At 56.9% G+C, this 25,422-nt stretch carries 24 protein-coding genes and 3 tRNA genes; 11 read left to right on the top strand and 16 right to left on the bottom strand.

Features of this window, described 5'->3' with window-relative positions:
- Positions 1-318 precede the first annotated feature (318 nt).
- A tRNA-Ile gene (locus IH971_01995) sits at positions 319-390 on the top strand.
- A 209-nt stretch (positions 391-599) separates the two neighbouring features.
- Here IH971_01995 and IH971_01990 read toward each other — a convergent pair.
- Positions 600-1,169 carry an FABP family protein gene (locus IH971_01990; protein ID MCH7496606.1) on the bottom strand — a complete coding sequence of 190 codons (570 nt, stop codon included), beginning with the start codon at positions 1,167-1,169 and terminating at the stop codon, positions 600-602.
- Positions 1,170-1,613: 444 nt separating this feature from the next.
- Here IH971_01990 and IH971_01985 point away from each other — a divergent pair, with 444 nt between their 5' ends.
- Positions 1,614-3,083 (top strand): tetratricopeptide repeat protein, encoded by a 1,470-nt coding sequence (locus IH971_01985; GenBank protein ID MCH7496605.1) that lies wholly within the window; start codon positions 1,614-1,616, stop codon positions 3,081-3,083.
- Between the two features lie 373 nt (positions 3,084-3,456).
- Here IH971_01985 and IH971_01980 read toward each other — a convergent pair whose 3' ends face one another.
- On the bottom strand, positions 3,457-3,642 hold the full coding sequence (locus IH971_01980) for an Arc family DNA-binding protein (protein MCH7496604.1): 186 nt from the start codon (positions 3,640-3,642) through the stop codon (positions 3,457-3,459).
- Positions 3,643-4,334: 692 nt separating this feature from the next.
- On the opposite strand from IH971_01980, the gene IH971_01975 reads away from it, so the two are divergent.
- The 4 genes from IH971_01975 to IH971_01960 all read left to right on the top strand — a co-directional run bounded on the left by IH971_01975 (position 4,335) and on the right by IH971_01960 (position 13,009).
- Positions 4,335-6,326 (top strand): hypothetical protein, encoded by a 1,992-nt coding sequence (locus IH971_01975; GenBank protein MCH7496603.1) that lies wholly within the window; start codon positions 4,335-4,337, stop codon positions 6,324-6,326.
- Between the two features lie 591 nt (positions 6,327-6,917).
- Positions 6,918-9,827: a hypothetical protein gene (locus IH971_01970; GenBank protein ID MCH7496602.1), complete on the top strand. Its 2,910-nt coding sequence runs from the start codon at positions 6,918-6,920 to the stop codon at positions 9,825-9,827.
- Positions 9,824-11,278 carry a hypothetical protein gene (locus IH971_01965; protein MCH7496601.1) on the top strand — a complete coding sequence of 485 codons (1,455 nt, stop codon included), beginning with the start codon at positions 9,824-9,826 and terminating at the stop codon, positions 11,276-11,278. Before IH971_01970 ends, IH971_01965 begins: the two co-directional genes overlap by 4 nt.
- 870 nt (positions 11,279-12,148) lie before the next feature.
- Positions 12,149-13,009 carry a class I SAM-dependent methyltransferase gene (locus IH971_01960; protein MCH7496600.1) on the top strand — a complete coding sequence of 287 codons (861 nt, stop codon included), beginning with the start codon at positions 12,149-12,151 and terminating at the stop codon, positions 13,007-13,009.
- 281 nt (positions 13,010-13,290) lie between these two features.
- On the opposite strand, the gene IH971_01955 is transcribed toward IH971_01960, so the two are convergent.
- From IH971_01955 to IH971_01895, 13 genes are all read right to left on the bottom strand, one after another.
- Positions 13,291-13,722: a (2Fe-2S)-binding protein gene (locus IH971_01955; protein MCH7496599.1), complete on the bottom strand. Its 432-nt coding sequence runs from the start codon at positions 13,720-13,722 to the stop codon at positions 13,291-13,293.
- Positions 13,723-13,796: 74 nt separating this feature from the next.
- On the bottom strand, positions 13,797-14,378 hold the full coding sequence (locus tag IH971_01950; protein MCH7496598.1) for a heavy-metal-associated domain-containing protein: 582 nt from the start codon (positions 14,376-14,378) through the stop codon (positions 13,797-13,799).
- A gap of 28 nt (positions 14,379-14,406) precedes the next feature.
- The gene (locus IH971_01945) at positions 14,407-15,303 is read right to left on the bottom strand and encodes a transporter (protein MCH7496597.1); all 897 of its coding nucleotides are present in this window, start codon (positions 15,301-15,303) and stop codon (positions 14,407-14,409) included.
- Positions 15,304-15,348: 45 nt separating this feature from the next.
- Positions 15,349-15,726 carry a hypothetical protein gene (locus IH971_01940; GenBank protein MCH7496596.1) on the bottom strand — a complete coding sequence of 126 codons (378 nt, stop codon included), beginning with the start codon at positions 15,724-15,726 and terminating at the stop codon, positions 15,349-15,351.
- Between the two features lie 58 nt (positions 15,727-15,784).
- The gene (locus IH971_01935) at positions 15,785-16,195 is read right to left on the bottom strand and encodes a MerR family transcriptional regulator (protein MCH7496595.1); all 411 of its coding nucleotides are present in this window, start codon (positions 16,193-16,195) and stop codon (positions 15,785-15,787) included.
- A gap of 378 nt (positions 16,196-16,573) precedes the next feature.
- On the bottom strand, positions 16,574-17,308 hold the full coding sequence (locus tag IH971_01930; GenBank protein MCH7496594.1) for a hypothetical protein: 735 nt from the start codon (positions 17,306-17,308) through the stop codon (positions 16,574-16,576).
- A gap of 9 nt (positions 17,309-17,317) precedes the next feature.
- Complete coding sequence (locus IH971_01925; GenBank protein MCH7496593.1) at positions 17,318-17,713, bottom strand: DUF302 domain-containing protein; 396 nt, start codon at positions 17,711-17,713, stop codon at positions 17,318-17,320.
- A 150-nt stretch (positions 17,714-17,863) separates the two neighbouring features.
- Positions 17,864-19,084, bottom strand: coding sequence for an NAD(P)/FAD-dependent oxidoreductase (locus IH971_01920; GenBank protein ID MCH7496592.1), 1,221 nt, complete (start codon positions 19,082-19,084; stop codon positions 17,864-17,866).
- 30 nt (positions 19,085-19,114) lie between these two features.
- Positions 19,115-19,240 (bottom strand): FAD-dependent oxidoreductase, encoded by a 126-nt coding sequence (locus IH971_01915; protein MCH7496591.1) that lies wholly within the window; start codon positions 19,238-19,240, stop codon positions 19,115-19,117.
- Entirely contained in the window at positions 19,237-19,380 is a 144-nt protein-coding gene (locus IH971_01910) for a hypothetical protein (protein ID MCH7496590.1), read from the bottom strand. The genes IH971_01915 and IH971_01910 overlap by 4 nt, the downstream gene beginning before the upstream one ends.
- A 64-nt stretch (positions 19,381-19,444) precedes the next feature.
- Entirely contained in the window at positions 19,445-20,215 is a 771-nt protein-coding gene (locus tag IH971_01905) for a hypothetical protein (protein MCH7496589.1), read from the bottom strand.
- Positions 20,187-20,600 (bottom strand): heavy metal-responsive transcriptional regulator, encoded by a 414-nt coding sequence (locus IH971_01900; GenBank protein ID MCH7496588.1) that lies wholly within the window; start codon positions 20,598-20,600, stop codon positions 20,187-20,189. The genes IH971_01905 and IH971_01900 overlap by 29 nt, the downstream gene beginning before the upstream one ends.
- 385 nt (positions 20,601-20,985) lie before the next feature.
- Positions 20,986-21,543 carry a tetratricopeptide repeat protein gene (locus IH971_01895; GenBank protein ID MCH7496587.1) on the bottom strand — a complete coding sequence of 186 codons (558 nt, stop codon included), beginning with the start codon at positions 21,541-21,543 and terminating at the stop codon, positions 20,986-20,988.
- A gap of 478 nt (positions 21,544-22,021) precedes the next feature.
- Between IH971_01895 and IH971_01890 the strand changes: the two genes are divergently transcribed.
- The 5 genes from IH971_01890 (at position 22,022) to IH971_01870 (ending at position 24,796) form a co-directional block, all read left to right on the top strand.
- Positions 22,022-22,095, top strand: a tRNA-Lys gene (locus tag IH971_01890).
- Positions 22,096-22,262: 167 nt separating this feature from the next.
- Positions 22,263-23,318: a hypothetical protein gene (locus IH971_01885; protein ID MCH7496586.1), complete on the top strand. Its 1,056-nt coding sequence runs from the start codon at positions 22,263-22,265 to the stop codon at positions 23,316-23,318.
- 95 nt (positions 23,319-23,413) lie between these two features.
- A tRNA-Lys gene (locus IH971_01880) sits at positions 23,414-23,475 on the top strand.
- 192 nt (positions 23,476-23,667) lie between these two features.
- Entirely contained in the window at positions 23,668-24,249 is a 582-nt protein-coding gene (locus IH971_01875) for a hypothetical protein (protein ID MCH7496585.1), read from the top strand.
- Positions 24,250-24,352: 103 nt separating this feature from the next.
- Positions 24,353-24,796, top strand: coding sequence for a hypothetical protein (locus IH971_01870; protein ID MCH7496584.1), 444 nt, complete (start codon positions 24,353-24,355; stop codon positions 24,794-24,796).
- A 312-nt stretch (positions 24,797-25,108) separates the two neighbouring features.
- On the opposite strand, the gene IH971_01865 is transcribed toward IH971_01870, so the two are convergent.
- Positions 25,109-25,422 (bottom strand): SAM-dependent chlorinase/fluorinase (locus IH971_01865; protein MCH7496583.1); only part of this gene is annotated, 314 nt, incomplete at its 5' end.

Genomic DNA, 25,422 nt, shown 5'->3' with positions numbered 1-25,422 from the left:
AGCATTGTGGACCACTCAGGTGTTCTTGCTAGGCGACGCATTTCGCGTTTCCAAGGATTAGCTGACGCCTCATTTGAAGTTCCTCCTTGACATCCCGCCGCCTTCTCCATATACGTAACTGCCCAGGACCTCTTCCCTCCCTCTCCTGTTCCCACTTGGCGTGAGGGCTGATCCTGCTCAATAGGGCTCCTGGGCATCTCCTTGCCCGGGAGCGCCCACTGAGGTCATTTCTTGCCTGTAGGCATACCCTTGTGCCACCACAACGGCTGCCACCTGCTTGGACTCCCTTTGACGCCGTGGTAAGTTTTGCGCGCCCCCGGGCCCTTAGCTCAATGGTAGAGCAGCGGACTCATAATCCGTTGGTTGCAGGTTCGAGTCCTGCAGGGCCCACTGCCAACGAGCCAAAACGATCAAGCCCATCCTGGACCACCTTGGGGCCGCTGGCACCCTTCTGAAGTATGGGTGCGATATGGTTCCAGGTGCTAAGTATCCCTCGAGCTGGCCCCACCAGCCTATGTTGGATTGATCGGGCCTTGTTAAAGCGTCCGGGGAGCTTCTGATTGCAACCGTCTCCACTCCATTATGGGTACTTTTTGAGCTCACTGAAGTATCAAGTCATTTTGGTCGGTGTGTTCAAATACTTTTCCATAGATTTCTACGATTGTAGTTTCAGAATAAGATAGCTTTCCATTTCCTACTGTAATATGTTGGCGAAACTCAGTCGTGCGGGCGTATTCGAGCATGAATGGTGACTGAATTATTTTCCAATTACTGTCATCAAGTTTTGCCGCTACTTCTATCATCACACGGCCTTCAGCGTCTCTTGCTCCAGTATAAGTCCCTCCGGCGAGCACGCTTACTCCGCGAGGAATGGCTAGAGCATGCATAATTGTTTCCTCCTTGGGATCCCACATCCAATAACCCGTCTCATCGTGAAATATCTCGTTATTTGATTTCCGTTGAACTATTTGACGATAATGCACCGCCCACAAGACTTGTGATTCAGCGTTAGTAACGTCCCCAATGGCTAGGTAGGTGATAGTTTCAAAATAGGGATTGTCTTCAGCTCCAGCTGGTTCTGGCGCCACATCCAGGCCTTTAGCTCCCCTCCAAACGCCGATGAGCTCATTCAGGGGACCATAATCTATATCTTTTTTTTTAGCGCTCATTTCTACTCCTTGATATTGATGTAACTCGTCAAAGCAAGCTCAGTTACCAGGGTCAAAAACTAGGAGAAACACATCGCGCTTCCAAGGCTTAGCTGACGTCAGTTCTCAAGTCTCGTTCACTTGACTAGCCGTATGCCCCTACTTCCACGGCACCATCATGGTGGACCTGGTGCCCTCGGCCGGGTGTCTGCTTGATGTCCGGGACCACTGCTTCCCACTGCTCCGCTGCCAGCTCTATGATTGATTTGCCGCTTGATCAACTTGGCAAAAGTGTGTCAGGTCCATAGGGCTAGTCCACATTACTCTGACCCCGAATACGTCGGTTTATTCCTTGTCCGTCACCTGCCGACTTTATTCTAAATCTTAAATCGGCATGCAAATACTAGGATACCAGCCTCTATCTATTTATCTTGAATATCCCGTAAATACAGAAGGGAGCTCATTATGTATCACGTCAAGAATCTGCTGTCATCCGCCAGCGTTGTAGCAGCATTGATCCTCACACTGCAGGTGGGCTGCAGCAAGACACAGTCTGGCGATCTGCCCATCACAACGAGTTCTGAAGATGCTCGTGCCGCCTACCTTGAAGGTCGCCATCTGGCGGAAAATTTGAGGGCCAATGATGCTCGTGTTCACTTTCAGAAGGCGGTGGAAGCGGACCCGGCGTTTGCCATGGCATACTTGCAGAGTGCTATCATCGCACCATCACCTGGCGAAGTGTTCGAGTATCTTGACCAAGCCGTGGAACGTTCCGGCGGTGTCAGCAAGGCAGAACAGCAATACATTGAGGCGGTTAATATTCGAACACGTGGCGACTCAAAAGGAGCGCTCCGCCTGCTAAGAACTCTGGCCCGGACCTACCCCGAAGACAGCCGAATAAGTCTTCTGATCGGTCTCTACGAATACGTTGATCTGGCCGATGAGGACGAGGGGGCTAAATGGCTTAAGCGATCCGTCGCCAGCCAAACCGATTATGCGCCGCCACTCAACATGTTGGGCTACCTCTATCTGGGTCAGCGCAATTTCGATGAGGCGGAGAACTATTTCAAGCAGCAGATCGACATCCTGCCGGAGGAGCCCAATCCGCATGATTCCATGGGCGACATGCTCAGCCGCGCGGGCAGGTATGAGGAAGCGGTAAACAGTTATGCCCGGGCTGTGGAGCTGGATCCCGGATTTGTGCTCTCTCAGCGTAACATAGGTATTAATCTCGCCTGGTCGGGTAATTACGACGCTGGGCGAGATGCAATCATGCAAGCCATGGACATGGCGCCAACCAGCGCCGGTAAGATTGCTGCCCAATATGCCATTGCCCGTTTATATATGTACCAGAACGAGCTCGCGGAAGCTCTGGTCGCTTCCAGGAAAGCAATCACGATGTCCCAGGCGGCCAACCTACCCGCAAGTGTCGCCAATTATGAAATGATGAGCGCCAGAATCTATATGCGGATGGATAATCCCGAGCAGGCGGCGGAGGCAATCGCCCATTGCGCTAAGACCATCGCTGATGCCCAGCTGGATGAATCGGTTACTAAAAACTGGTGGCGGCAGAGGCTCTACGAAGAAGCGGATCTCGCTTCCCGAGCAGCAGATTTTGACCTGGCCGATGCAAAAACTGCCGCCTTACGTGAACTCATCGATATCGAAAAAAATCCCGGACTCATGCGGCTTTATCATTCGGCCATGGGGAAAGTAGAAATCCAGCGTGAAAACTATCAGTCTGCGGTGGATCACCTGCTGCAGGCTAATATGAACAGTCCCTATGATACTTACTATCTGTCAAGGGCCTATGCCGGTGCCGGCAATATCGAAAATGCCCAAGAATTGCTGGAACGGGCCGTCAAGTGGAATGCTGACAGTCAGTTTTATTCGCTGATCAGGGCAGAAGCGGCGGCAGCGCTCAAGGGGAGCTAGGCGCTAGGCCTAATTGTCTGCACAGCGGCCTCACGGTCCCGGCCTATGAATCTCACCGGCCTATTCTTCAGGGATGGCTCTGCTTTGACCTTCATGTCATGTAACGCTTTAACAAGTCACCGTCTGTAAGAATCCCAGGCCTCTTGAGCAGGGTCGGGAGTGACCCATTCCCATCCCTAGCCGGCTCTCCGCAGTGCTCCTTCACTGTATGATCGTCAGCCCGCACCCTGCGACGGACGCGCGACGCTGTTTCCTGATCCCAGAGGTCGATCTCGAATGCGGCGCCTTGCGCCTACCGCCGAGCCTTCGGGTCCCACCCGTCATAGACCTTTTGGGACGGCTTTTCGAGCAGCTGGGGCGGATGGGCGGACGCTTAGTCCATGGACCACATCCTTTCCCTTTGTCTGAGCCATTGCTTCAAGGCCCGCACGATCTGACCATTCATCGAGCGATCATCCTCCTGAGCGATCTTCTTCACTGCTGCATGGATGGACGCTGGAAGTCTCAATCCGAACATCACGGATTTCTCACCGGCAGGTCTTGCTTTGGGCCTTGGCATCGTTCTTGAAGCAAGTATAGCCACAATTGAAGCTATAGTCAAGGTTCTTCTTTAAGGGCCACCTCCATTCTTGATGGATAGCGGATCCTTTGACCTTCAATATCTGAGTAGGCCAGCCGCACCCCAGTACCCCTATTCTAGAATGGCAATTCTCTCCGCCGGATCATGGAGCGTGCCGCTTCTCGAGTTAGATCCAACACCTTCGCGGCGGTAGCCACGTCCAAGGTCCTCTCCTGAGCACCGCCGAACAAGGCATAGCATTTTTCTCCGGCCTTATTCACGTCTCGCCAACCACGGGCTAGCAACCGCTGAAAGAACCGGCGCCACTCCAGCAGGATTGGGTGGTTCCCCACCCGGATTCCTGGCGGATACGCTGACAATCCTGCTGTCGGTAGGTCGCCGGACAGTCCATTTGGCGACAGGCGGTCAAGGTGATTCTGATCGGGGAAACCTGACAGGCATAGGTAGGCACAAACAAGCAGTTCCCTTCAAGTGACCCTCAGGGTGATCGCCTTGGGGCCTTTTGCTATCTGGTCGCGCTCCGCGTATATTTGGCCGTAACACAGCCTTACCACGATGCCCCAACAGTCCAGACTCTCCGTCTTCCTCACCGAGCTCAATCGCCGCCGTGTGTTCGGGGTGGCGGAATAACTTCTATGCCTGATTCCCAGCAGCGCCGACTGGCAGCGATCATGTTCACCGATATTGCTGGCTATACCGCTTTGTCCGCAAAGGATGAGTCCCGGGCCCTGGCCCTCATCGACAAACAGCGTGAGATTCTTAAGCCAATTGTAGAAGATTTCGGTGGCAGTTGGCTAAAGGAAATTGGCGACGGCTTGCTGATAAGTTTTTCCAGCTCCAATCGAGCCCTCCTTTGCGCGATCAAAATCCAGCAGACTGTCCATGATATTAAAGACCTAAACCTCCGCATCGGCATTCACCAGGGCGATATCCTCGAGCGGGGCGGCGATATTTTTGGGGATGATGTAAACATTGCCTCAAGAATTGAGCCATTTGCGGCGGTAGGTGGCGTAGCTATTTCTGATAAGGTCTATAGAGATATTTCGGGGAACCCTGAGTTCACGGCCACGTACGTTGGACGGCCGAAGCTAAAAGGCGTCACACAAGAGGTACAGGTCTACTGCATCACCTCCCATGGCCTTCCCGAAACTCGTATCGCTGATGTCGTCGCGAAACTCGAAAAGGCGCCAAGAAGAGGGCGATTCATTGTTCCAACTGCAATTGCTACATTTGCATTTATTCTTTACCTGGTTGTAGGACGTGGGCCCAAAATTAACTCTATCGCTCTCCTACCTTTCACTGATGAGACCAGCTTAGCGGGGCAAGAGTACCTGGTCTCAGGCATGTATGACGGACTCCTGGGTGAGCTGTCCAAGATAAGTGCCCTCAGGGTTATCTCAAGACGATCTGCAATGCAATATCTGAATAGTGATAAATCGATCGTTCAAATCGCAGAAGAGCTCAATGTCGATGCCCTGATTGAGGCTGTCGTGATTCAAACCGGCGATAGCGTAGGGCTTCGCCTCCAGCTCGTTCAGACCCAACCTACCGAAAGAAATTTGTGGAGCCAGGAGTACCATCGACGTATCAGTAGGGCGTATTTCATGTACAGCGAGATTGCGCTGACCCTTGCAAATATAATCGGCATAAAACTAACCGCACAAGAGGAGGTCAACCTGGCAAGTGCTAATGAAGTAAACCCTGCTGCCTATGAGGCCTACCTGAGGGGCCGCTTCCACTCGTACGGCTTTACGGCTCAAGACTTTGACCTGGCTATCGAGTATTACAGCGAGGCTTTGGACATCGCTCCAGACTATGCCATGCCGCAGGCAGGTATTTCCATGATTTGGGCAAGCCGGAAAGTACTCGCGATAGGCTCTCCCTTCGAGGCTATGCGCGAGGAGAGGAAGGCAGCCAGAGCAGCCGTCAGGATGGACAGCACACAATCTGAAGCCCATCGAATAATGGCGATCCTCCATGCCTGGACAGATTGGGATTGGCCAGCAGCAGAGGCTTCCTTTAAAAAGGCCCTCGCCATTAATCCCAGTAACGCCGACGCACACATTTTCTATGGACATTTCCTTAATATGATGCTGCGTCCCGAGGAATCCAGTGTCCACATGGAGCGCGCAATGCTTCTGGATCCCCTCAACACCTTTTTCCGCGGCTTGTATGCTGTTCACCTGAACATGATGAAAAAATATGAGCGCGCTATTACACAATCACAATTGGCCATTGACGCCGCACCCAATTACCCTCTGCCGTATTTAGCGAAATGGTCGGCGCATATGGCGAGGGGCGAACCTGATGACGGTCTGGAGGCCGCTACCGAATACCTGCATGTTCTGGGTTATGAGTCTATTGTTGGCGATATGTCGGAAGGGTTCGCCAGAGAGGGCTATTGGGGCGCCATGCGGATTGCCGCGGACAAACTTGCTGCAGAGGCAGAGAATCAATATATAAAGCCATTTGCAATCGGATATCTCTATGCGCATAGCCGGGAGTATGACTTGGCATTTAAATGGCTTGAAAAAGCCCAGGCAGTTCATGACCCAGCAATGGCTTATTTAAGCGCCTTTGCTCATGCCAATGTCTTTCCAGATGCTATACGAAGGGACCCCCGATTAACCGATCTTCTACGGAGCAGCAATCTTCCGGAATGATTACTTCTATAATCCTCACACCTGTATGAGTGTTCGGCGTCGAGGTAATGTGGACCACTTGTGTATTTTTGCTAAGAGACACCTCAGAAAAGACGATTACATCGCCCGCTTAGTCACGCCAGAATACACCCAGTCCATCAAGATGCCTTTGTCCCGGCGCAGCTTGTCCCGTCCCGAAGCTTCAGGAATCAGGAGGCGGTGGCCCTTGTCCCGCAGAATGCGGGCGTGCTGCTGAAGTAAGGGGAGCCCGCCTTTCAGGCTTGAAATAGCCTCCCTCCCGGATACGGGCCGGATACGGCTTTGCGTTTCTCGACCAGCTGTCACCTTATTTTCGATCTGGCAGCAGGGGTTCGATTCCCCTATGGCCTACGAGCGAAACTGTCGTCGGAAACTGCTCATTCTTGTCAGTGGGCAGCGACTATCTGGCCGTCCTCTGATCGCGCAAACTCCTGCAAACAAGCGCAAAGAACCACACCCACAGCCGGATACGGAACCGGATACGAACCCAGGCGGCAGACAAGCCTTGGAAGAGGTGCGGGGGCGATGTAGTTTGTCGCTCAAATTTTGCGGGGCCCGGAAGGCCTCCCCACCATGAAGAAGTACTGGATCGCCATCATCGCCATAGCGGGGGGCAGCTGCACGCTGGACCCGCTGCACACAGAGGACCTGCCGGTGTGGTCGGCTACCATCGACCTGCCACTGATGCAGACCGAGATCACCCTGAAGACGTTCCTGGCGGACTCCCTGATCACGCCGCAGCCGGTGGGCAGCGAGGGCGAGCTGATCTATGTGTTCAACCAGACGGTGGAGCTCGAACGGGTGACGGTGGGGGGCAGACTGAAGCTGGACCCCATAGAGAGCAGTCTCGTGCAACAGGCCAGTGCGGTGACCGTCGACAGCTCCACGACGATGATCACCATCAGGTTCGACCCGGTGGAACTGGACAGCATCACGGAGCAGGTGATCGCTGAGGTGGGGCTTATCGAGCTGAGCAACATCGAGCCGGAGGAGACGAGCCCGTTCCTGTTCCGGGAGGTCATGCCGGCGGGCCTGGTGATGGCCATCGAGGCCGCCATTTTCGTAGCGGGCGGCAGTGCGGACGTGGTGGTGGATACCATCGCACTGGTGCCGCAGCAGAAGGCGCTGGCCTTCGATTCGTTCCGATCAGCGGAGGTGAGCGCGGGGATGTTGGACGTGACCATCATCAACGAGCTGTTCATCCCGCTGGGGGCGCCCATCGTGGTGGAAGTGAGGGACAGTACCGGCCTCTTCACCTTGTTTGACCTGCAATGGGACACGGAAATCGGGGTGGGGGACTCGGCGACCCGCACCCGGGACCTGAGCGGGACGACCCTGCCGGGGGCCCTGCTCATCGTGGTATCGGGCACGTCGAATGGGTCGCAGGGGGACACCGTGACGGTGACGGCGGGAGACCTGGACTCCGGCTTCCGGACGCGGGTGGCGGTGCGTGCTCTGGAAGTGAGCCAGACCGATGCCATCGTCCCGGCGCAAACCATCCGCGATACGAGCGCCATCGCCCTGGCCCCTTCGGAGACCATCATTGAGGTGGCCGTGCTGCAGAGCGGGAACCTGAGTATCGCCGTCACCAACGACCTGCCGCTGACGGGGCAGGTGAGCCTTACGATCCCCAGCCTGTACCTGGAATCCGTGGACTCGGTATTCAGGCAGAATTTTGAGCTTCAGACGGGCACCTACGCCATTCCGGTCTCCGACCTGACGGGCTGGAGCATGAGCATGTCGGCCGCCCAGCAGGAATTGCGCTACCATTACGCCATCACCACCGATGATACCGATCCCCAGTTTGTGGCTCTGGCCCAGTCCGATTTCGTGGCAATGGACCTGGCCGTCCGCAATATCACCCTCAGCCAGATCACGGGACAGATCGAGACGCAGACGATTCTCGACAGCGGCGACGTCGACATTGAGTCGGACTCACAGATCCTGAGAGCGTCCATATCGGCGGGGAGTATTGAAATCAGCATCCAGAACCGGATCGGGGGAGAGTCGCAGGTGCGGATCAGCGTGCCGGAACTGAGCCGCGGGGGCAGCCTGCTGGACACGGTGCTGGGGGTGATCCCCGGCGCAAGGAGCCACGTTATCGATCTGTCGGGGTATGAGTTGATGCCCGTGAGCTTGGCGGACCAGCGACTGACTTACCGAACCGAAACGGTCACGCAAGGTGGATTCTACACCTATGACCTGCAGGATTCGATTGACGTGGACGTCCGGATGTCGGAACTGACTTTCGACGCCATCACCGGCTTCGTCAGCCAGGAGGACATCATCGCGGAGTACGAGGTCGAGCTGGACAGCGAGACCAAGGTGGAACGGGCCGTGATCGAGGCCGGCGAGGTACAGCTGACCATTCGGAATTTCATCGGACTGGAAGCCAGCCTGGAGCTCGAGATCGCTGAGCTGGCGCGCGAGGACTCGATCCTGGTGGTCTCGCTCCAACTGACGTCTTCCACGGAGCCGCAGGTGCACCGCATCGATATCGCCGGTTACAGCCTGAGCCTGCCGCTTGAGGACCAGCGCATTCACTACACCTCCACCCTGACCATCCCCAGCGATGAGCTGGTGGCATTGACCCTGGATGATTCGATTACCGTGGACGTGTTCATCGATACGCTGCGACTGACGTCCTTGACGGGGGTGGTGGAGAGCTTTGACGTGGCCCTGGATACGGTGGAGCAGTCGATCTCGCCACTGCCCGAGGAAATGGATGGATTCGAATTTGCCAACGTGGAGATCATCCTCGAGTTCGATGTGGACATGACGGTGCCCGTGCTACTGGACCTCACCCTGGAGGCGCAAGCGGGGGACGGGTCCGTGAGGACCGCCACGGTGACCGGCTGGAATATTGTAGACAGCTCCCGGGTCGTCATGCCCGATGCAACAGAACTCATCAACATTCGGCCGGAGCGCATCCTGGCATATGGCCGGGCCCATATCGGGGGCGGAGGGGCGCCGGGGACGGTGACTTCCAGTCAGGGCATCGCGGGGACACTGGCGGTGCGGGCGCCGCTGGAATTCGAGCTCGGCCCCGACGCGCTGATCATCACCGAACCTCACAGGATCACCGGGGAGGATGCGGCGGAGTCGGTGAGCGAAGACATTGAGGAGGTCCTCATATTCGTGGAATACGTCAACCAGTTCGAGTTTGGTGCGACCTTGCGTGTACTCATGAGCCAGGATACCCTTCGGCTGGGAGCGGGGGTCGGGGAGGTGCTGGTGGATTCGTTGGTGTTGAGTCCCAAGGCGGCTGGGCTGGACTCGGTGCTGCTGAACGATGCGCGTCTGGACCTGTTCAACCAGGACTCCATGTACATCCAAGCGCACCTGCGCCTGCTGGGCCGGACCGATGAGAACGGGGACCAGGTGCCGGCGCGGTTCCTGAGCACGGATACGCTCAGGCTGAACCTCTACGGCCGGCTGCAGTACCTGCTGGACGGCGCCGATCTGGTGGGAGGAGGCCCGTGAGAGCCGCAGCCCTGGCAATGCTGCTAGCGGGGGGCCTGCTGGGACGGGGACTGCCGGACACCAGCCCGTTGCGGACCGCGACTGCCGGGGCGTATTTCACCCGCCTGGCGGGCGACCATGCCCTGGGCATGAACCCGGCCAACCTGGGCTACTATGGGGCACGCCTGGGCTCAAGTATTGGGCCGGCACCCGTGTTCCCGGAAGGGGGCGCAGCCCAAGGCGATTCGCTGGAGGCGGCGGGCTACCGCGCGGCCTGGATGGTCACGGAGGATCCTACCCGGCCAGGGCACGGGCCGATACCGCGGGTCAGCGTGACCTTGACGGGGGTCGGTGCGGAGTTCGGGAACAACGCCATCTATCCCGAGTGGATCTACGAACAGTTGTTCGGCGGCCTGGACCTGCGGGAGGCCGGCCGGAAAGAGACGTTTCTGGCGGTCTTTCCTGCCGACGTCTGGAAGCTCAACCTGCAGGCCGAGCTGAACAGCCTGAGCCTTGCGGTAGGTAATCTGGGCATAGCGCTGGTGAGGCCGAGCGTGGTCTCCACAATCGAGCTGCCCAGGGCCCTTATGGATGTGCTGTTCCGCGGCGTGCGATTCAACCAGCCACGGGATGTCTCGAACCTCAACCTGAACCTGCTGGCGGTGGCACCCGTGTCGGTGGCCTATGGCCGGCAGCTGAGAATATCCCCGCTGGGGGGCGGCGTTGACCGGCTGTTCGCCGGAGCAGGGGTGAACCTCCTGCTGGGCCTGGCGAAGGTCCATTTCCTGACCGACCGGCTGGACATCATCACCGCGCGCGACAGCGTGCTCATCGAAGGCAGAACCCGCCTGGTTACCACCGCCGACCCGGAGTCGCCAGGAGACCATGCCCGGGGCGCCGGGTGGAGCGTTGACCTGGGCCTGGCGGCGCACATCAACCCGCGGCTAAGCGTCAGCCTGGCACTGAAGGACCTGTTCGGGAGCATCCTGTGGCAGAACAGCTTTACAACGGTAAACGACTTCTCCCTGCGGCTCTCCGCGGAAGAGATCGATAACATCGTCGGCGACTACAAACGCCAGCTGGACGTGCTTAAGCAGAGCTACGCTGAATCGGACTCGACGTACGCCTCCGGGCCAGTCAGGAGCGCCTATCCGGCGCAACTCATCGTGGGGGCAGCGCTGCAGCTGAGCGCGGCGGTAGGCCTGGATGGGGCCCTGCTGTACTACCTGGAGCGCGGATTCCCGGGAGGGGCGGCGCCCCAATTGTCGCTGGGGATCGAATACGCAGCGACCCCAACCATTCCGCTGTACTTCGGCATTGCCGTCGGGGGCAGGCAGGGCCTCAAATGGGGTGCGGGATTCACGCTAAACTGGGCGCCTATCCAGTGGACAGTGGGACTGGGACAGAGCGGCGGCGTGTTCAATGGCGCCCGGGGAGCCAGCTTCGCCACCGAGATCCGGCTGGTCTACTAGTCCGCGAACTTCCCGATGCGCCCCAGAGCCGGGCCACACTCGATACGCAATCTGTTAACTCAACGTCCAGCTGGGCGCACACCTCCAGTCCGATGACCGGCTCTCACAACTCCCGCTCGGCTGGGGTGAGGCTGGCCGCTACTGCCAGGCGCCAGGAGGCTGCAGGGCGGAGGATTAGCTTGCCGGAGCGGCTCCGGGGTGACCCCACCCCTCCTGGCCGGTATCACGCCCACCGACGGGAAGGGTGATACCGAAGTGATACCAAAGTGATACCAAAGCGATACCAAGATGGCCGGGCCGGGTGGGCTGAGAAGATCTCCACCGCCTCCCGAATCCCGAAGTATCGGGACAAGTTCCGGCGGGGCAAAGCGGGGTGAACCCCTCCCCCCCGGTATCACGTCCACCGACGGCAGGGATGATACCGAAGCGATACCGAAACGATACCAAGGCGATACCGGCCGGGGGACAGATGGCCGGCTGCGCATAGGGGTGACCCCCTCCCCCCTATGCCTGGGCCACGGTCACCGACGGAGGGGGTGGCCCAAAGATGACCCAAAGATGACCCCATTTTGACCCCTCGCGGCCAACAGTTGAGGCGGGGCGAATCGGCGTAGATTGTCAAAGAGCGGGGGTGAAGGTAATGGGTTGTGCAGGGGATGGGAAGGGCGAGGATTGACGCCGGTGAGGGGGTTATTGATTCATTTCAGCTTTCTGAGGGTAGGGGATCGAGTTACATGAAATCTTCCCGGTTTGAGAAGCAAGATGGCATCGGTGTGTAGAGAAACTGTCAACGGACTATGGGCGATGGACCTTACGTCATTAAGTTCTCTGCGTCAGTCAATACGAGAAATATCGTGGGGGGGAATAGCTGTGAACACAACATCATTCGATCCAGAACGGTACAAGACCGGCCAGCGCCAGGAGTGGAACTCGGTGGCCACCGGGTGGCGCAAGTGGTGGCCGATCATCGAGGCACGCACCCAGAAGGTAAGCGACCGCTTCATGGAGCTGGCGGGGATTGGCGAAAACCAGGTGGTCCTTGATGTCGCCACCGGCATCGGCGAACCTTCCTTGACGGCCGCCCGGCGGGTCGGTCCCGGCGGCAAGGTGGTCGCCACGGATCCGTCCGAGGGGATGCTGCAGATCGCCAGCGACAGGGCGGCGGAGGCGGGACTGCCCAACGTAGAGTTTCTGAACCTCGACGCCGGTGGACTCTCTTTCGGAGAAGGCGCCTTTGATGCCGCCACGTGCCGCTGGGGCCTGATGTTTGTTCCCGACCTGCGGGCGGCGCTACAGGGTATTCGGCAGACGCTGAAGCCGGGTGGCAAGTTCGTTTCCACCGTGTGGGGGCCGCCGGAAAAGGCCGTAGGCATCGCTCTGCCTATGGGTGTGGTGAAGGAGATGCTCAATCTGCCGCCGCCGCCCCCGGATGCGCCCAACTTTTTCAAGCTCAGTCCTCCCGGAGTCCTTGAGGGGGCGTTGACGGATGCAGGCTTTATGAAGGTGCAGGGTGAGTCGATGATGATCGATTTTGAATTCGATGGCGTGCAGGATTATCTCAGCTTTCTACAGGAAGTATCGGCACCGATAACGATGATGCTGTCCGATCAGCCGGCCGAGAAAGTTGCCGCCGTTTGGGAAGGAATCGCCACCGCCGCAGGCAAGTTTGTGGGCGAGGACGGCCACGTACGCTTGCCGAGCAAGACCATCGTGGCTGTGGGGGAGCGCTAGGCGTGATCAGAACCCGGCCAGCGGCCCCGCGAGACCGGTTCTAAGCCCCACGCGCTTGCATCCAATCGAGGGGAGCAGCACATCAGCAGTCCAGTCACCCAGGGGAAACTCGGATCGGTGCATGCATTGGCCCTAAGCAGTGGCGACAATACTTGCTGTGCCGCGCGCGAAATGGTGACGCCGGAGCGTATCTGCGCCAGCGGCAAAGGGATTGATGCCGTAGCAGGATGCGGCGGGAAGAGCGAGGTCCACGCCAAAGAATCAGGCGCGCACCCTGGAGATCATCCCACGGGGAGTAAGTCCTGTTCCTTAAGGGCCTTGGCGTACTTGATTTCCTTCGCTACCGTGCCCAGGCAACACCCTCCGCTGGGATTGGTCAGCTCGCAGCGACATTCCCCGGCCCGCACGCGGTCCGTGATGATTTTTTGGATGTCGGTGGCGCCCTTCTGGCGAATATCATCGCGCACGTCTTTCCGGTCATAGCCGAAACAGTAGCAGAGCGGAATGGGGTCATCGGTCTCTTTGATCCCCACACGGACAGTAAGCAAGTCCTTGGTGATCAGGTGATCTCCCAAGGCGGACACATAGACCGTATCGCAATCCGGGGCATCGCAGAAAAAGTAGGGCTGAAGGGTCAGCTGAGCCTTGATCTCGGGCTTGACCAGGCTTTCGACGGTCTGCCTTCCCACCGGCTTCGTCACCTGATTATTCATCGGACAGATGGGAATATCCCCAGTGTGCGGTACAATGCAGCAGGCTTGAGACATATCTATCTCCTCTTCTCTAGTTAAAGTACTTGGAAGGTTTTGATGTCAACAATATACGGGTGACGATCAGGATGTCCCAAGGGGGGTGCTTCGGATGCTTGGCCTGTGATAAAGACCTCCTGCCCAGAGGACTTCGCCGATGCCTTGAGTCGCTTTAGCTGGCGATTCTCTTTCAGCACATAGATCGTCGTAACATTCTTTCCCGCTCTGTTTGTTGAGTTGATTGATAGGGCTGGCACACCGTTCCAATCGATCAATTGTCCAGCCAGTGCCACCCCGACCTCTCCACGGGCTGTGAAGCCTCCCGCTTTCACCGCTGCCTTGACCTCATCTATATCGATATGCTCGCCCTCATTGGGAGTGAGCTCCACAGTCCCTGCCTCAATGTTGATGATGGATTGCTGCACGGAGGGGATCTCCTGAATGCGCTGCTCCAAGCCATAGGCACAGAATGGGCAGGCCAACCCATCGACCTCAACAATGACTTTGGGTTGCAGTACGTCCTCGCGAGCCACTTGTGCGGCCAGAACCATTGGTGAGATCAACAACGTAGCGACAAAGAGCGCCGGTGTTATCCAGGTTTCAGCTGTTTTCGCTTTCATGACGTTTATCTCCCTTTCATGTTATCGTTTAGAAAATCAACCATCGTATCCCAACGTTGACTGAAAAGTCAGTTCCCAATTGGGTACCGTTTAGGTCTTGAACGACAGGATACTGAAGAGAAGCTTCCACCAGCAGAGTCCGCGAAAGGACGTATTGGATGCCGGGGGAAAGCAATACTACCCTGCCACCGGTATCGTCCAACTCCACCCCCTGTTCCATGTTTGTCCCACTGATTTGCGAGAGCAACTCCAGATAGACTGTGGCATATGGGGAGGGGTAGATCTCATAAACCCGGGGGAAGAAACGATATCCCAGAGCAAGGTTTAGGGACAAGATATCGCCGAACTGATAGTCATGCGCCTTTGTGTTCTTGTTGAGAATTGCCTCTGCGTTCAGCCCCCACCGATCCCGAACATAGGTCGCTATCGATCCAGCAATGAAATCGAAAGAGCCCGTGCCCAGCTGCAATGGAGCAGGCAACGTTGTATCAGCTCTGCCTGTTGGTAGTTTCAAGCCCCCTAGATACGTCATCCTAAAACTTGATCTTTTCGTGTCGTTTTGCACAAACTGGTACTTGGCCAGCAATTTCAGATCACCCAAGCCCGCATCTCCCCTTGATTCGCGGGTCCCGTCCCGGGTCAGTTTCATCCTTTTGTCCAGAAAAGCAATGGCCCCAATAACCACCAACTTATTGGGAATAACTTCGTAAGGCACCATCACCGGGAGGGCGGAAACCGTTACCTCTCGATTGAGTGCATCGCTAACCTTTTTGCCATCGGCAAAGAGGGTTGATTTCCGCACCACTTTGCCAAAACTGCGAACCGCTGCGCCTTCCAATCCTACGACAAAGGCTGTGTTGGTATTTATAGGTGGCCCCTGGCCAAAGGCAAACTGGCTTGTCAGGCTCACCAGAAGCAGAGACAAGAATAATTTAAATCCTGCTCTTTTGATGGCTTTACTCCTCTTGATCTATCCTTCCATCAAACGCAGAAGGGGCACAATGGCATAGGCGAAAAACCCACCTACACCATAGATCCCCAGGGAGCTCCAAAACATTGACTTGGTGAAGCCGCCTGCGACTTCACAGCCCTTTCCTCCTGTGAGAGAACAGGCGATTTTCCCTTTCGGACGGAGGGTTAATATACCGCTCAGGAGAATGAGCACGCCTGCCGCTAGAAATATCCACTCTTTATGACGGGACAGGGGAATCAACCAGGGAAAGGTAGTAACCAACGTTCCCACGGCAGCCCCGCCGGCCACTGCCGCCAGAGCTGCTGGCAGCGCGCAGCAAAGCAGCGTGCCCGTTGAGGTGAATACCGATAGAAAATTGACAAATTGCGATTTCATGAAAGCCAGACTCCTTAGATTTCTACTTGCTCAAAACGCTGCGAATACATCCGCCGCATTACCATGTCCCGTCGCCACCCAGCGCCTCCAGGATAGGACAATCGCCCACGGGACCCCGGCCGCTACACGAGGCCGCCAACTTATTCAGGGCTTTCTTGATCCTCTTGAGGGAGCGCAACTTTTCCTCGACCTCTATGACCTTAAGGTCCGCCCGTCTCTTAACGACAGCGCAGGGCGTCTCCGGGTCCACTCGCAAGTTGAGAAGCTCCTGTATCTCCTCAAGGGTGAACCCCAGTTCCTGCGCTCGCTTAATAAACTGGATACGAGCGACCGCATTGTCCGGATATTGCCGGTAACCGGACTCGCGCCGGGGCGGTTCAGGGATAATCCCCCGTCGTTCATAGTAACGAAGCGTTTCAATATTTACGTTCGCTCTCTTGGCTAATTGGCCTGTGGTAATGCCTGTCATATTTAACCTCCAAACTGAGTTTACACCCTGTACCATAGTACGAAGTCAAGGTGTCTCACTGAAATAGTATGTGCTTGTCGTTCTTGCGACAGATCAATGGGGTTGCAAGGTGCCAACCCGTCTGTAGTTAGTTCCTTACGTGCATTCAAACCGCCTCGACCCATAGCCCCACAGACCTCTCGATCCGTGGGGGTATCTGTCAGGTTAGCAGATAGCAACTATTTCAGCAGTGAGTCACACTCAGGACACGGTAGCATCCTAAGCCGTTGTTTTTATTGGCAGGCAGTCGGGCTCATAACCCGAACCACGCTGCAAGCAGCGCCCAGCGTACTACTGGCGTTCCGCCGCCCCCCCCATGCCGATTGCTTCGAACACTCATCAGGGCGAATCACCTCTAATGAACCGTAACAACCCGCCTCGGTCCGCATCTTTGAGGTAGAACTGTGCAAGGATGCCTAGCACAATCCCGAATGCTATGTGTGCCGTCAGGGTCAGCATGAAAAATTGCGGCCACGCAAAGTGGGTCCCGAAGGGGCCCACAATGGGAGCCATCGGTGGCCCGGTCATCATGCCGGTTTCGATGATGAGTAACCAGAAGACAGCCCAGCCAACTGAGCGGACATACGATTTTTGCCGACCCCATATGAACGTGAATAACAGCCCGAAGTTGGCGCCATTCAAGTAGTGGACGAAGTACCCCACCGGGTAATACACCGCAAACGACCGGCTCCCCGTGGCGGCTTTCCCGAACATGGCCGGTGTGTCGCCCGGCAGCCAGCCGTTGATCACGCCCATCTGGCGAAAGAAATCCAGGCCCACCGTGGCCAGGGCACCTACGCCCATGCCGATGAGGATACGCCGATATAGATCCGGATAGGTCGACCGGCTGTACAGGATAATTCCGGTGAGGATGACAAGTGCCGGGATGTATACCAGGGGGATGTAGCCCCTGGCAAATTCATGCGCGACCATGATCATCTTGGGACCCAGCGGGACTTTTTGGAGGTACTGGGCATAACCGAACGACAGGGTTATCATCTGTATGGGGACGGCGCCACCCGTGAAGAGGGCCAGCAAAATCAGAAGGGTCCTGCGCCGGTCAGGATTTTCCATCGGTCAGACCTATGGCAGGACAGACGTGGCGATTTGTCCCACGATCCCATCCCATTCAAGCCCCAATTCCTCGAGGCCGGAATATTTGCCCAGCAGTGCGGACGGCTTGATGTACCTTACCACCACCCCACCGTCGGGTCGCTCCATGACGGCGATCTTAAATGGCGCCTCTATGGTGCCCTGAGGATTCGTCTCGATGATGCGTTTCATATACCGGGGGTGGAAGAACAACAGCTGCTTCATCCCGCCCACCTGTTTGTTCACCATCTTCAGCATCTTTTGGATATCGATGGTCTTCACCACCATCAGGTTCTGCTCCTCGATGGCGGCAGTGAGCAGCTCCACCGTGTCGCTAAAGTCATAGGCCGACTGCACCATGACCTGGGACTCCGGTAGGTCCGGCATGGGCCCCGACTGAGAATTGTGCGCCATAACCCCGACGATCATCAGCGGGATGATCCCAAACAATGGCACAGCTCTATTTAGTTCTGTCATCATCATGATTCGCTCCTTTGCATGCCACCCGAACTGCACAAAATTACAGAGCCTGCGAGTTCATTGGGCGGCTTTTGCGGCACCCTTGACCACCTCGCTCAAGGTGGGGTGCACATGGATGGTCTTTGTGAGTCGCTCGATAGCGCCGTGGTCGTGCATGGCCACGGCCACCTCGTGAATGAGCAGATCGGCGTGGGGCCCGAGAATGTGGCCGCCGAGAATCTCATCAGTGGCGGCGTCAACGACCAGTTTCACCAGCCCTTCAGTTTCGGCCAGGGCCTTCGCCCGGCCGTAGCCGGCAAATAACTCCCGGCCGACCTTGACGTCGTAGCCAGCGTCCCGAGCCTGCTGCTCGGTGAGCCCCACACTGGCCAGGGCTGGTTCGGTAAAGGCGGCGCGGGGCACGACGCGGTAATCCACGGTCCTTTCCAGGCCACGCACGGCGTTGAGGGCCGTGATGGGGCCGTCAAACTTGGCGCGGTGAGTGAACATGGCGCCGCCGTTAGCATCGCCCAGAGACCAGATGTTGGGGGCCGTGGTTCGCAATTGGTTGTCGATCTGTAGAAAATTACCGGCCATGTGGACGCCGGCCTGGTCCAGGCCCAGCCCGGCAGTACGCGCAGTGCGGCCGGCGGCCAGCAGGAGCAGCTCGGCTTCCAGGCGCTGCTCGGTCGCATCCTTCCGCGTGGTGACGTAGGGCTGTCCTCCCTTGCGCCCGGCGGTGAGCACCTCGGTGGAGGTTTGCACCTCGATGCCCTCTGAGCGCAGGATGTCGACCAGCAGATCGGAGAGCTCCGGTTCTTCGCCGGGCATGACCCGGGGGGCGCGGCCAACCAGCGTGACGCGGGTGCCGAAGCGAGCATACATTTGGGCGAACTCCACGCCCACATAGCCGGCGCCGATGATAATCATCGAAGCCGGCAGCCGATCCAAATGCAAGGCTTCATCATTGGTAATGTAGCCGGATTCCTCCAGCCCAGGAATTTGTGGCTGGGTAACCTGCGCGCCCACGGCCAGAATGGTCTTGTCAACCGCGATGAGCTGCTCGTCCACGCGGATTTCCTGGGGCGAGGCAAAGGCTGCCCGGCCGGTGAGAAAAGTGATGCCGCTATTCTTTTTCAGATTGCGGTAAATGCCGTCGATAATTCCGCCAACGATGGCATCCTTGCGCTGGATGGCGGCGGCCAGGTCAAAGGAAAGCGCGTCGGGATCGATGCCCCGAACGCCGAACTGCTGCGCGCGGCGCTGGACCAGATGCATGACTTCGGCAGACCTTAACAAGGTCTTGGTGGGTATGCACCCCTCGTTGACTCACGTTCCTCCAACCTCGCGCATCTCGATGAGGGCCACCTTGGCACCTAACCGAGCTGCCAAATGGGCCGCCGGCAGGCCGCCCTGCCCAGCCCCGATCACGGCCAGGTCGTAGTGCGGCGTCATGCGTTCGGGCCACCCGGGGCCGGCTTCGCCCGATACAGATCGGCGGATGAGACAAGTTCGCCGAGCTCCGCGTTGCCGACTCCGTTGAAATCGAACAGGTGCGTCGCTGTAGTCGGGTTCAGTTGAGTTTGGGTTTCCATGAGTGTACTCCTTAGGTTGGGCGATTTGTTCGTTGGCCGATTCCCGGGGGCAGCTGTTGATCCATCAAACAACTTCGATCGATGCTTCAGAGTCGAGGATATCCCGGTACTGCAGCAGATTTTTCTCGAACCCAATCCGGAAAGCGTCCTCAATGGATAGCGTCAGCAAGTCGGAGCTCTTGGGGCTTTGAGCCACCCATTTCTCAGCGGTCTCCGGAGCTGCGAAAAAATGCAGATAGTGACAGAAGCTCTTGATCACGTCCGACCGGATCTGGTCAATCTCAGGCAAAATGAACATTAAGGAAGTCACTGCACCGGAGGGTTCAACCTGCTCCACCCCCTCGGGGGTTACGGTCAGTCGAACAACCTCCTTGCTCACAGGATCAAGCGACTCCACCTGCGCGGTCCGCCCGATGATCTGGGGGATGAACAGACTGTCCAAGGCACACCAGGCATAGAGCGTGTGGCCGTTCACCGCAAAGCGATGCGCCGTTTTCCCCAGGGCCAGCCCCCAGTAACCGACAATCTTGTTTTCGTCATCATAGAACAAGCCCGTCCAGTCATCGAGGACTTGATGCACCTCGCTTTCAGGCAAGTTCAAACTCTTGGCGAGGCTTTGGACAGAAACCGGCTTTCCGGTTTCCGCAAGCAACCGATAAATCTGCGCTGAGATGCGTTGCTCAGTTTCATTGAGCTGGATGAATTCATCGGGGAAGGTCCCCAAAAATTCTTTTATCCATTGTTCGTTTATAGCCATGCTATTCTCCTCGGTTATGTTGGGTTCCTTGCAATCTTGATCGTCAACTTTAGGCCTCACCCACAAATTCCAGAGCATGGATGATGGGGCAGTCACCCCGTGGCCCTGCACCGTGGCACTCACTGGACAGTTTTGTGAGGGCTTGCTCGATCTTTTGGAGTGCTTCGATTTTCTCGCGTACCGAGGAGATCTTCGCATCTGCGCGCAGTTTTACAGCCCCGCAACTGGTTTCAGGATCGACCTTAAGCGTCAGCAGATCGGATATCTCCGCCAGTGAGAAGCCCAGCTCCTTGCCGTGGACAATGAACCTCAGTCTGTCCACCGCATCGGCATTGTAAACACGGTATCCCGACGCCCGACGCTCAGGCTCAGGCAGTAGTCCCCTGCGCTCGTAAAAGCGAATGGTGTCAATGTTCACCTGCGCCTCTTGCGCCAATTTTCCTATTGAAAAAGTAGTACCCATGATTATCCTCCTGCCAAATGTACAGTCTGGACTATGGTACAGAGTCAAGCGTTATTTTAGAATTTTATTGATGAAAGTAGCACAACCCGACGAGAAAATAATAATCAGAGAATCGTCGCCGCTGTGCGACTGGTAAGCGCTTGATGGGGAGTCAGAGCATGCCCCGGATGCTTGATCCAGCACACGAGCAATGGCAAAGTGGCCGGGATGTTGCTGCCGGCAGCTACCTCGCACGCTTAGTGACACAGGATTACTCCAAATCATTGAAGATGCCTTTGTCCCGCAGAATACGGGGGTGCTGCTGAAATAGGGCAGATGGCTTCCACCTATCCCGTACTCGGCTATGTTCGTCTCGGATCTTAGGGGGAGTAACTAGGGCTCGAAATCAGGACGCTGCTGGCAAGCCTTTATAGTCGCTATTCTTGATTCGGCCAGGTAACTGCAGGAGATTGTCCCACGCCAAGGAATTGCGCGGATCAAGCTCCAAGGCATTTTGATAGTGGGATTGGGCATTCCGCCTGTGGGCTTCAGCGTCAGTCAGCTCAAACTCTAATACTTCGCTTACAGCCCGCCACTCTTCCACAACGCCCATATTGTTGTAGGCCATAGAGAGCGTATTCCGATAGGCGCTGCCCCGTAGCCGTGATCGCGGAAGGGTTACAATGGCTGTAATGATGGTGGCCTCCGCTTCATCGATGCGGCCGGTCTTCAGATAAACTGCACCCAACGCCAGGTGTGCTTCTGCCATCGTCGGATCTATGCTTATGGCTCGCTTGAATAGTCGTTCAGCCCGGTCATAGCGACCGGCCAGCTCATAGGCTTGACCCTTGTGGTAATAGTGTGAGGGGGACGGGCCGGGGGCCGGAGGACTGTAGCCCGTCAATATCATCAGACTAGCCAGTCCGATGGCGCCTGAACGTGCTAATATTTTTGCAGTTATCATCAGTCTCCTGCTGCGACGGGCGAGAAAGTACAACATTTTCCGGGTACTATGCGTGAGAATTGTCACAACATAAACGACGCCTCAGGTCGCCAAATAACCACATTTTACCGACGATACCACCTAGGCAAGTGGGTATACGGCTTAGGTCTTGGATATCAAATATACACGCTAACTTGCCGATCCTTCCAGACCCGGACTCAGTGCCTGTCATACGTTATCGAGTCAGTTTGTGTCATGAGGGGACCATCCGGAGGGAGTGATGCTTCAATTGAGGAGGCAGCTAGACCTTGGAAACGTGAAATGTGTCCCTTAGTTTTAGACCCAATAAGGTCCCTTTGCATTGACCACGTACAGCCTGAGGAGTCACAGAATTAGTGTTAAGGGACGAGCCGCCGCATAGCTCTTCATCCGTTGGTTGCAGGTTCGAGTCCTATATGGCGCCCACTATTCGGGGCCGTACGCGGCGCCCCGGCTTGCCGGCCCGGTAGCTCAGTCTGGTAGAGCAGCGGACTTTTAATCCGTTGGTCGGGGGTTCGATTCCCCCCCGGGTCACGTCAGTTCTTCCTTTGGAAGGCCCCCGAATCCGTGGTGACCACCAGCATGTTATCCACGATAGCCCCCCCGCTGCCGGGTGTTGGCACAATCTGCTGCAACCTTATTATTGCGCAGGGAGTCAAAGCACAAACCTAAACACCTAAATAGAGGAGGCGAGAAAAGACATGAAATCGACTTACATACTCACCTTGATGGCTACCCTGTCATGGGCCTACGCGCAGAGCCCCGCTATCGAAGGCGTCCCTGTGGATAGCGACAAGCAGTACGAATATATGGTGGTCAATTTTACCTGGTTCCCGAGCATTCCGGCCAAGATGCCCTCGCTGGATTACTACAACCAGATCAATTTGGTATCCCTGAACGCCGTACTGGGAATTTCAGCTCGGTTGCGCGGCTTCGAGGTGGGAGGTTTCGGCAATATTGAAACTGAGGGCGTGGTGGGCTTTCAGGCGGCGGGGGCCTTAAATGCCGTTCGCGGCCCTACCACCGGCATTCAGCTGGCAGGCGCTTTCAATCTAGTGAGCGGCGACCTGCGTGGCGCTCAGCTGGCAGGGGCTATCAACCTGGTTCGAAGCAACACGAAGGCTCTGCAGATGGCGGGAGCCTCGAATATTGTGCTGGGTGAAATGCGTGGCGTGCAGCTGGCAGGGGCCTCGAATGTCGTGCTGGGTGAAATGCGTGGCGTGCAGATAGCCGGCGCTGTGAATTACGCTCACACGGTGAATGGACTCCAGGTGGGGGCCTTCAACTTTGCCCAGATCAACAACGGGCTGGCGCTAGGCTGGTTCAGCCACGCCCGCAATATGCCTGCCCGTATTACGGTCTATGCGGACGAGGCCGGAGTGGTGAATTTTGGCGTCAAGTCAGGGGTCAAGCCGGGTCGCGTAAGTATCACCACCATGTTCACTGTCAGCACTTCCGGACTGGATGGGTTGCCGTGGGAATCGGCGTCGTGGACGTCTAACCTCTGGGAAGCCACCGGCACCGTGGGTATCGGTGTGTATATTCCATTGAGCGTCCTATTTTTCGAGCTGGACTGGCTGGGCACCGCCTTTGTGACTGACAGCTTCGACTATCTGAATCAGGGCCGTTTTCAAGTGGGCCTGCAACTGCGGCCCCGATTTGCCCTCGTAGGCGGCGTTATCATGGACGAGCCGTTTGTTTCCACGAACCAGGCCATTCATTATATGGCCGGTCTGGAGTTCTCCCTGGGGGGCTGACCCGGCCGCATTGGCAATCCAGGACCTAAGGCCTCAACCCGTGTTGGGGCCTTTTTCATTCGCTGCCAGGGAGTAACACTGCCCGCCGCGCCAATAGCTCAATTGGTAGAGCAGCGGACTTTTAATCCGTTGGTCGGGGGTTCGATTCCCCCCCGGGTCACAGCCAGTTCTCCCGTCGGGGGGTCGCCGCTTCAATGGCGAACCGCCTCCTGATCCTGTTTCCAAACTCCCGCATAGAACCGCACCCATTGCCGGATACGGAACCGGATACGAACAAGGGGGGGCGCGGGATAATATCTTGCCCGTCAATCCATTCTAACGTAGTTTGGCACGGACGCGCGATTCCACCGTGAGAGCACTTGAGTACAACCGTCGCACCTGGAAAGAAGGAGTGACCTTTGTTCTAAGCACCCAGACCACGATTTTAGCTGCCACACTTTGGCTGGCAGGATCCTTTGGACCGTTATCCGCCCAAACGGGTCGACTCACGGGTCACGAACTCCAGCTCAGCAAAGGCGACGACACTCATTTGATCCCACTAGGGGATTGGATCGTCCTGCTGGGCGCTGATGGGAAGCAGGTGCTGGCGAGAGGACGCTTCACGGAAATATCATCGGGCGAGATTACGGTTCTGGGCACCCATTCCAACGTTATCCCACTGGAAGACATAAGTGCGATGATTCATGGCGAGGTCCACAGTATTGGCTATTATACCAAATGGGGATTCATGATAGGCCTTGGGATCGGGGTTGGAGTTACGCTGGTCCAAGTTGTTATCCCCGCACTACTTGATCGTGGCATTGAAGAGGAGGGAGGCTTAGGGCTGGCATTTCCCGGTGTGTTGATTGGCTTCGTCTGGGGCGTTAGCAAGCATTTTCAGCGTGTGGTGTATCAAATAGGACCCCACCAATGGGAAATCAAATACGAATAACGCTTTGAACAAGATCGGTACACATCGGTTTACCGCCTGTGTGGCTGGTACCCTCCTGTGTTCGGGCTTCCTGTTGGCTCGGGATTTACAACCATCTCCGTTGGTGCTGCGCAAGGGTGATCAGGTCATCACTATCCCTATAGGAGATTATCTCAGTGCCTATGACAGCGCCGGGGCTCTCATCGCAGCCGGTCAATTCGAAGGGATTGATGCTGGTCGGATGATGTTCAACGGCCAGCAGCATCAGGTCGTCCCCGCCAGATATGTCTTTCAATTAAGGCACGGGTATCCCCGTCTGGGGCACTATTTCGTGAAGGGATTACGCCATGGGTTATTAGCGGCAGGGGTCTGGGTGGCCGGCGGAATCGTCATCGGAGTCGCTACAGGCATGTTGGATGATGAATATTATTGGTTTGGCGTATTATTCCCGCCCATATTCATTGGTCCCACAGTAGCCACCGCCACCCTCATGTGGGGCGCGGCAAGGCAGGCGCTCAGTCGGAGGTACACCCTCGGTCCGGACCAATGGGAGTTCGTGCTGGAATGATTTCCGGGTCGCTATAGAGCAGCTGCCATATCGGTTGGCCGGCTGAAGTTATACGGGCGGCAAGTGCCGCTGGTCAAGCTAGTGGTGATGCGCATGACTTAGACAATTGGCGTACGCATGTCCGCACCAAACCCCCACCCCTTGACATCCACCCGCGCCCATCCAAACCATTAGCCTCCCAAGGGTCCCAATGCCGACCGCCTTCTACGGGTGGAAACTGGCCTAGTCCAGGACCGTCTCGTAACATCATGAGGCAAGAACATCCGATTGGCGCCCACCGTTACGGGCCCTACCGGTGGGATATCAGGATCGCTAGCGCAAAGGCGAAAGTTCCAGCCGGTCGCCAGGTCTGACCGCGTGCGCGGCGGCAAAATCGCCCTGGTTCAGGGCCACTTCCAGGTAGCCGCCGCTGCCAAACACCAGTACCACTTCGCCCGGCGCCACCTCAGCATAGGTTCCCGCCAGGGGCACCTGCAGCTCCCGTCCCGCCAGTCGGAGGCGATAATCTCCGCGTCGGGGCCAACCGGTGGCCGTCAGGGTATCGGCCCGGATATTCGTGATGGCATTGCCGTACCCGTCCACCGTACGGATGCGTCCCACCAGAGCGTCGCCCTCCCAGTGGCCGT

This window comes from Candidatus Neomarinimicrobiota bacterium, assembly GCA_022560655.1.
Classification (GTDB): domain Bacteria; phylum Fidelibacterota; class Marinisomatia; order SCGC-AAA003-L08; family TS1B11; genus JADFSS01.
The sequence above is the reverse complement of the archived record's forward strand: the minus strand, read 5'-3'. Positions and strand labels throughout refer to the sequence as shown.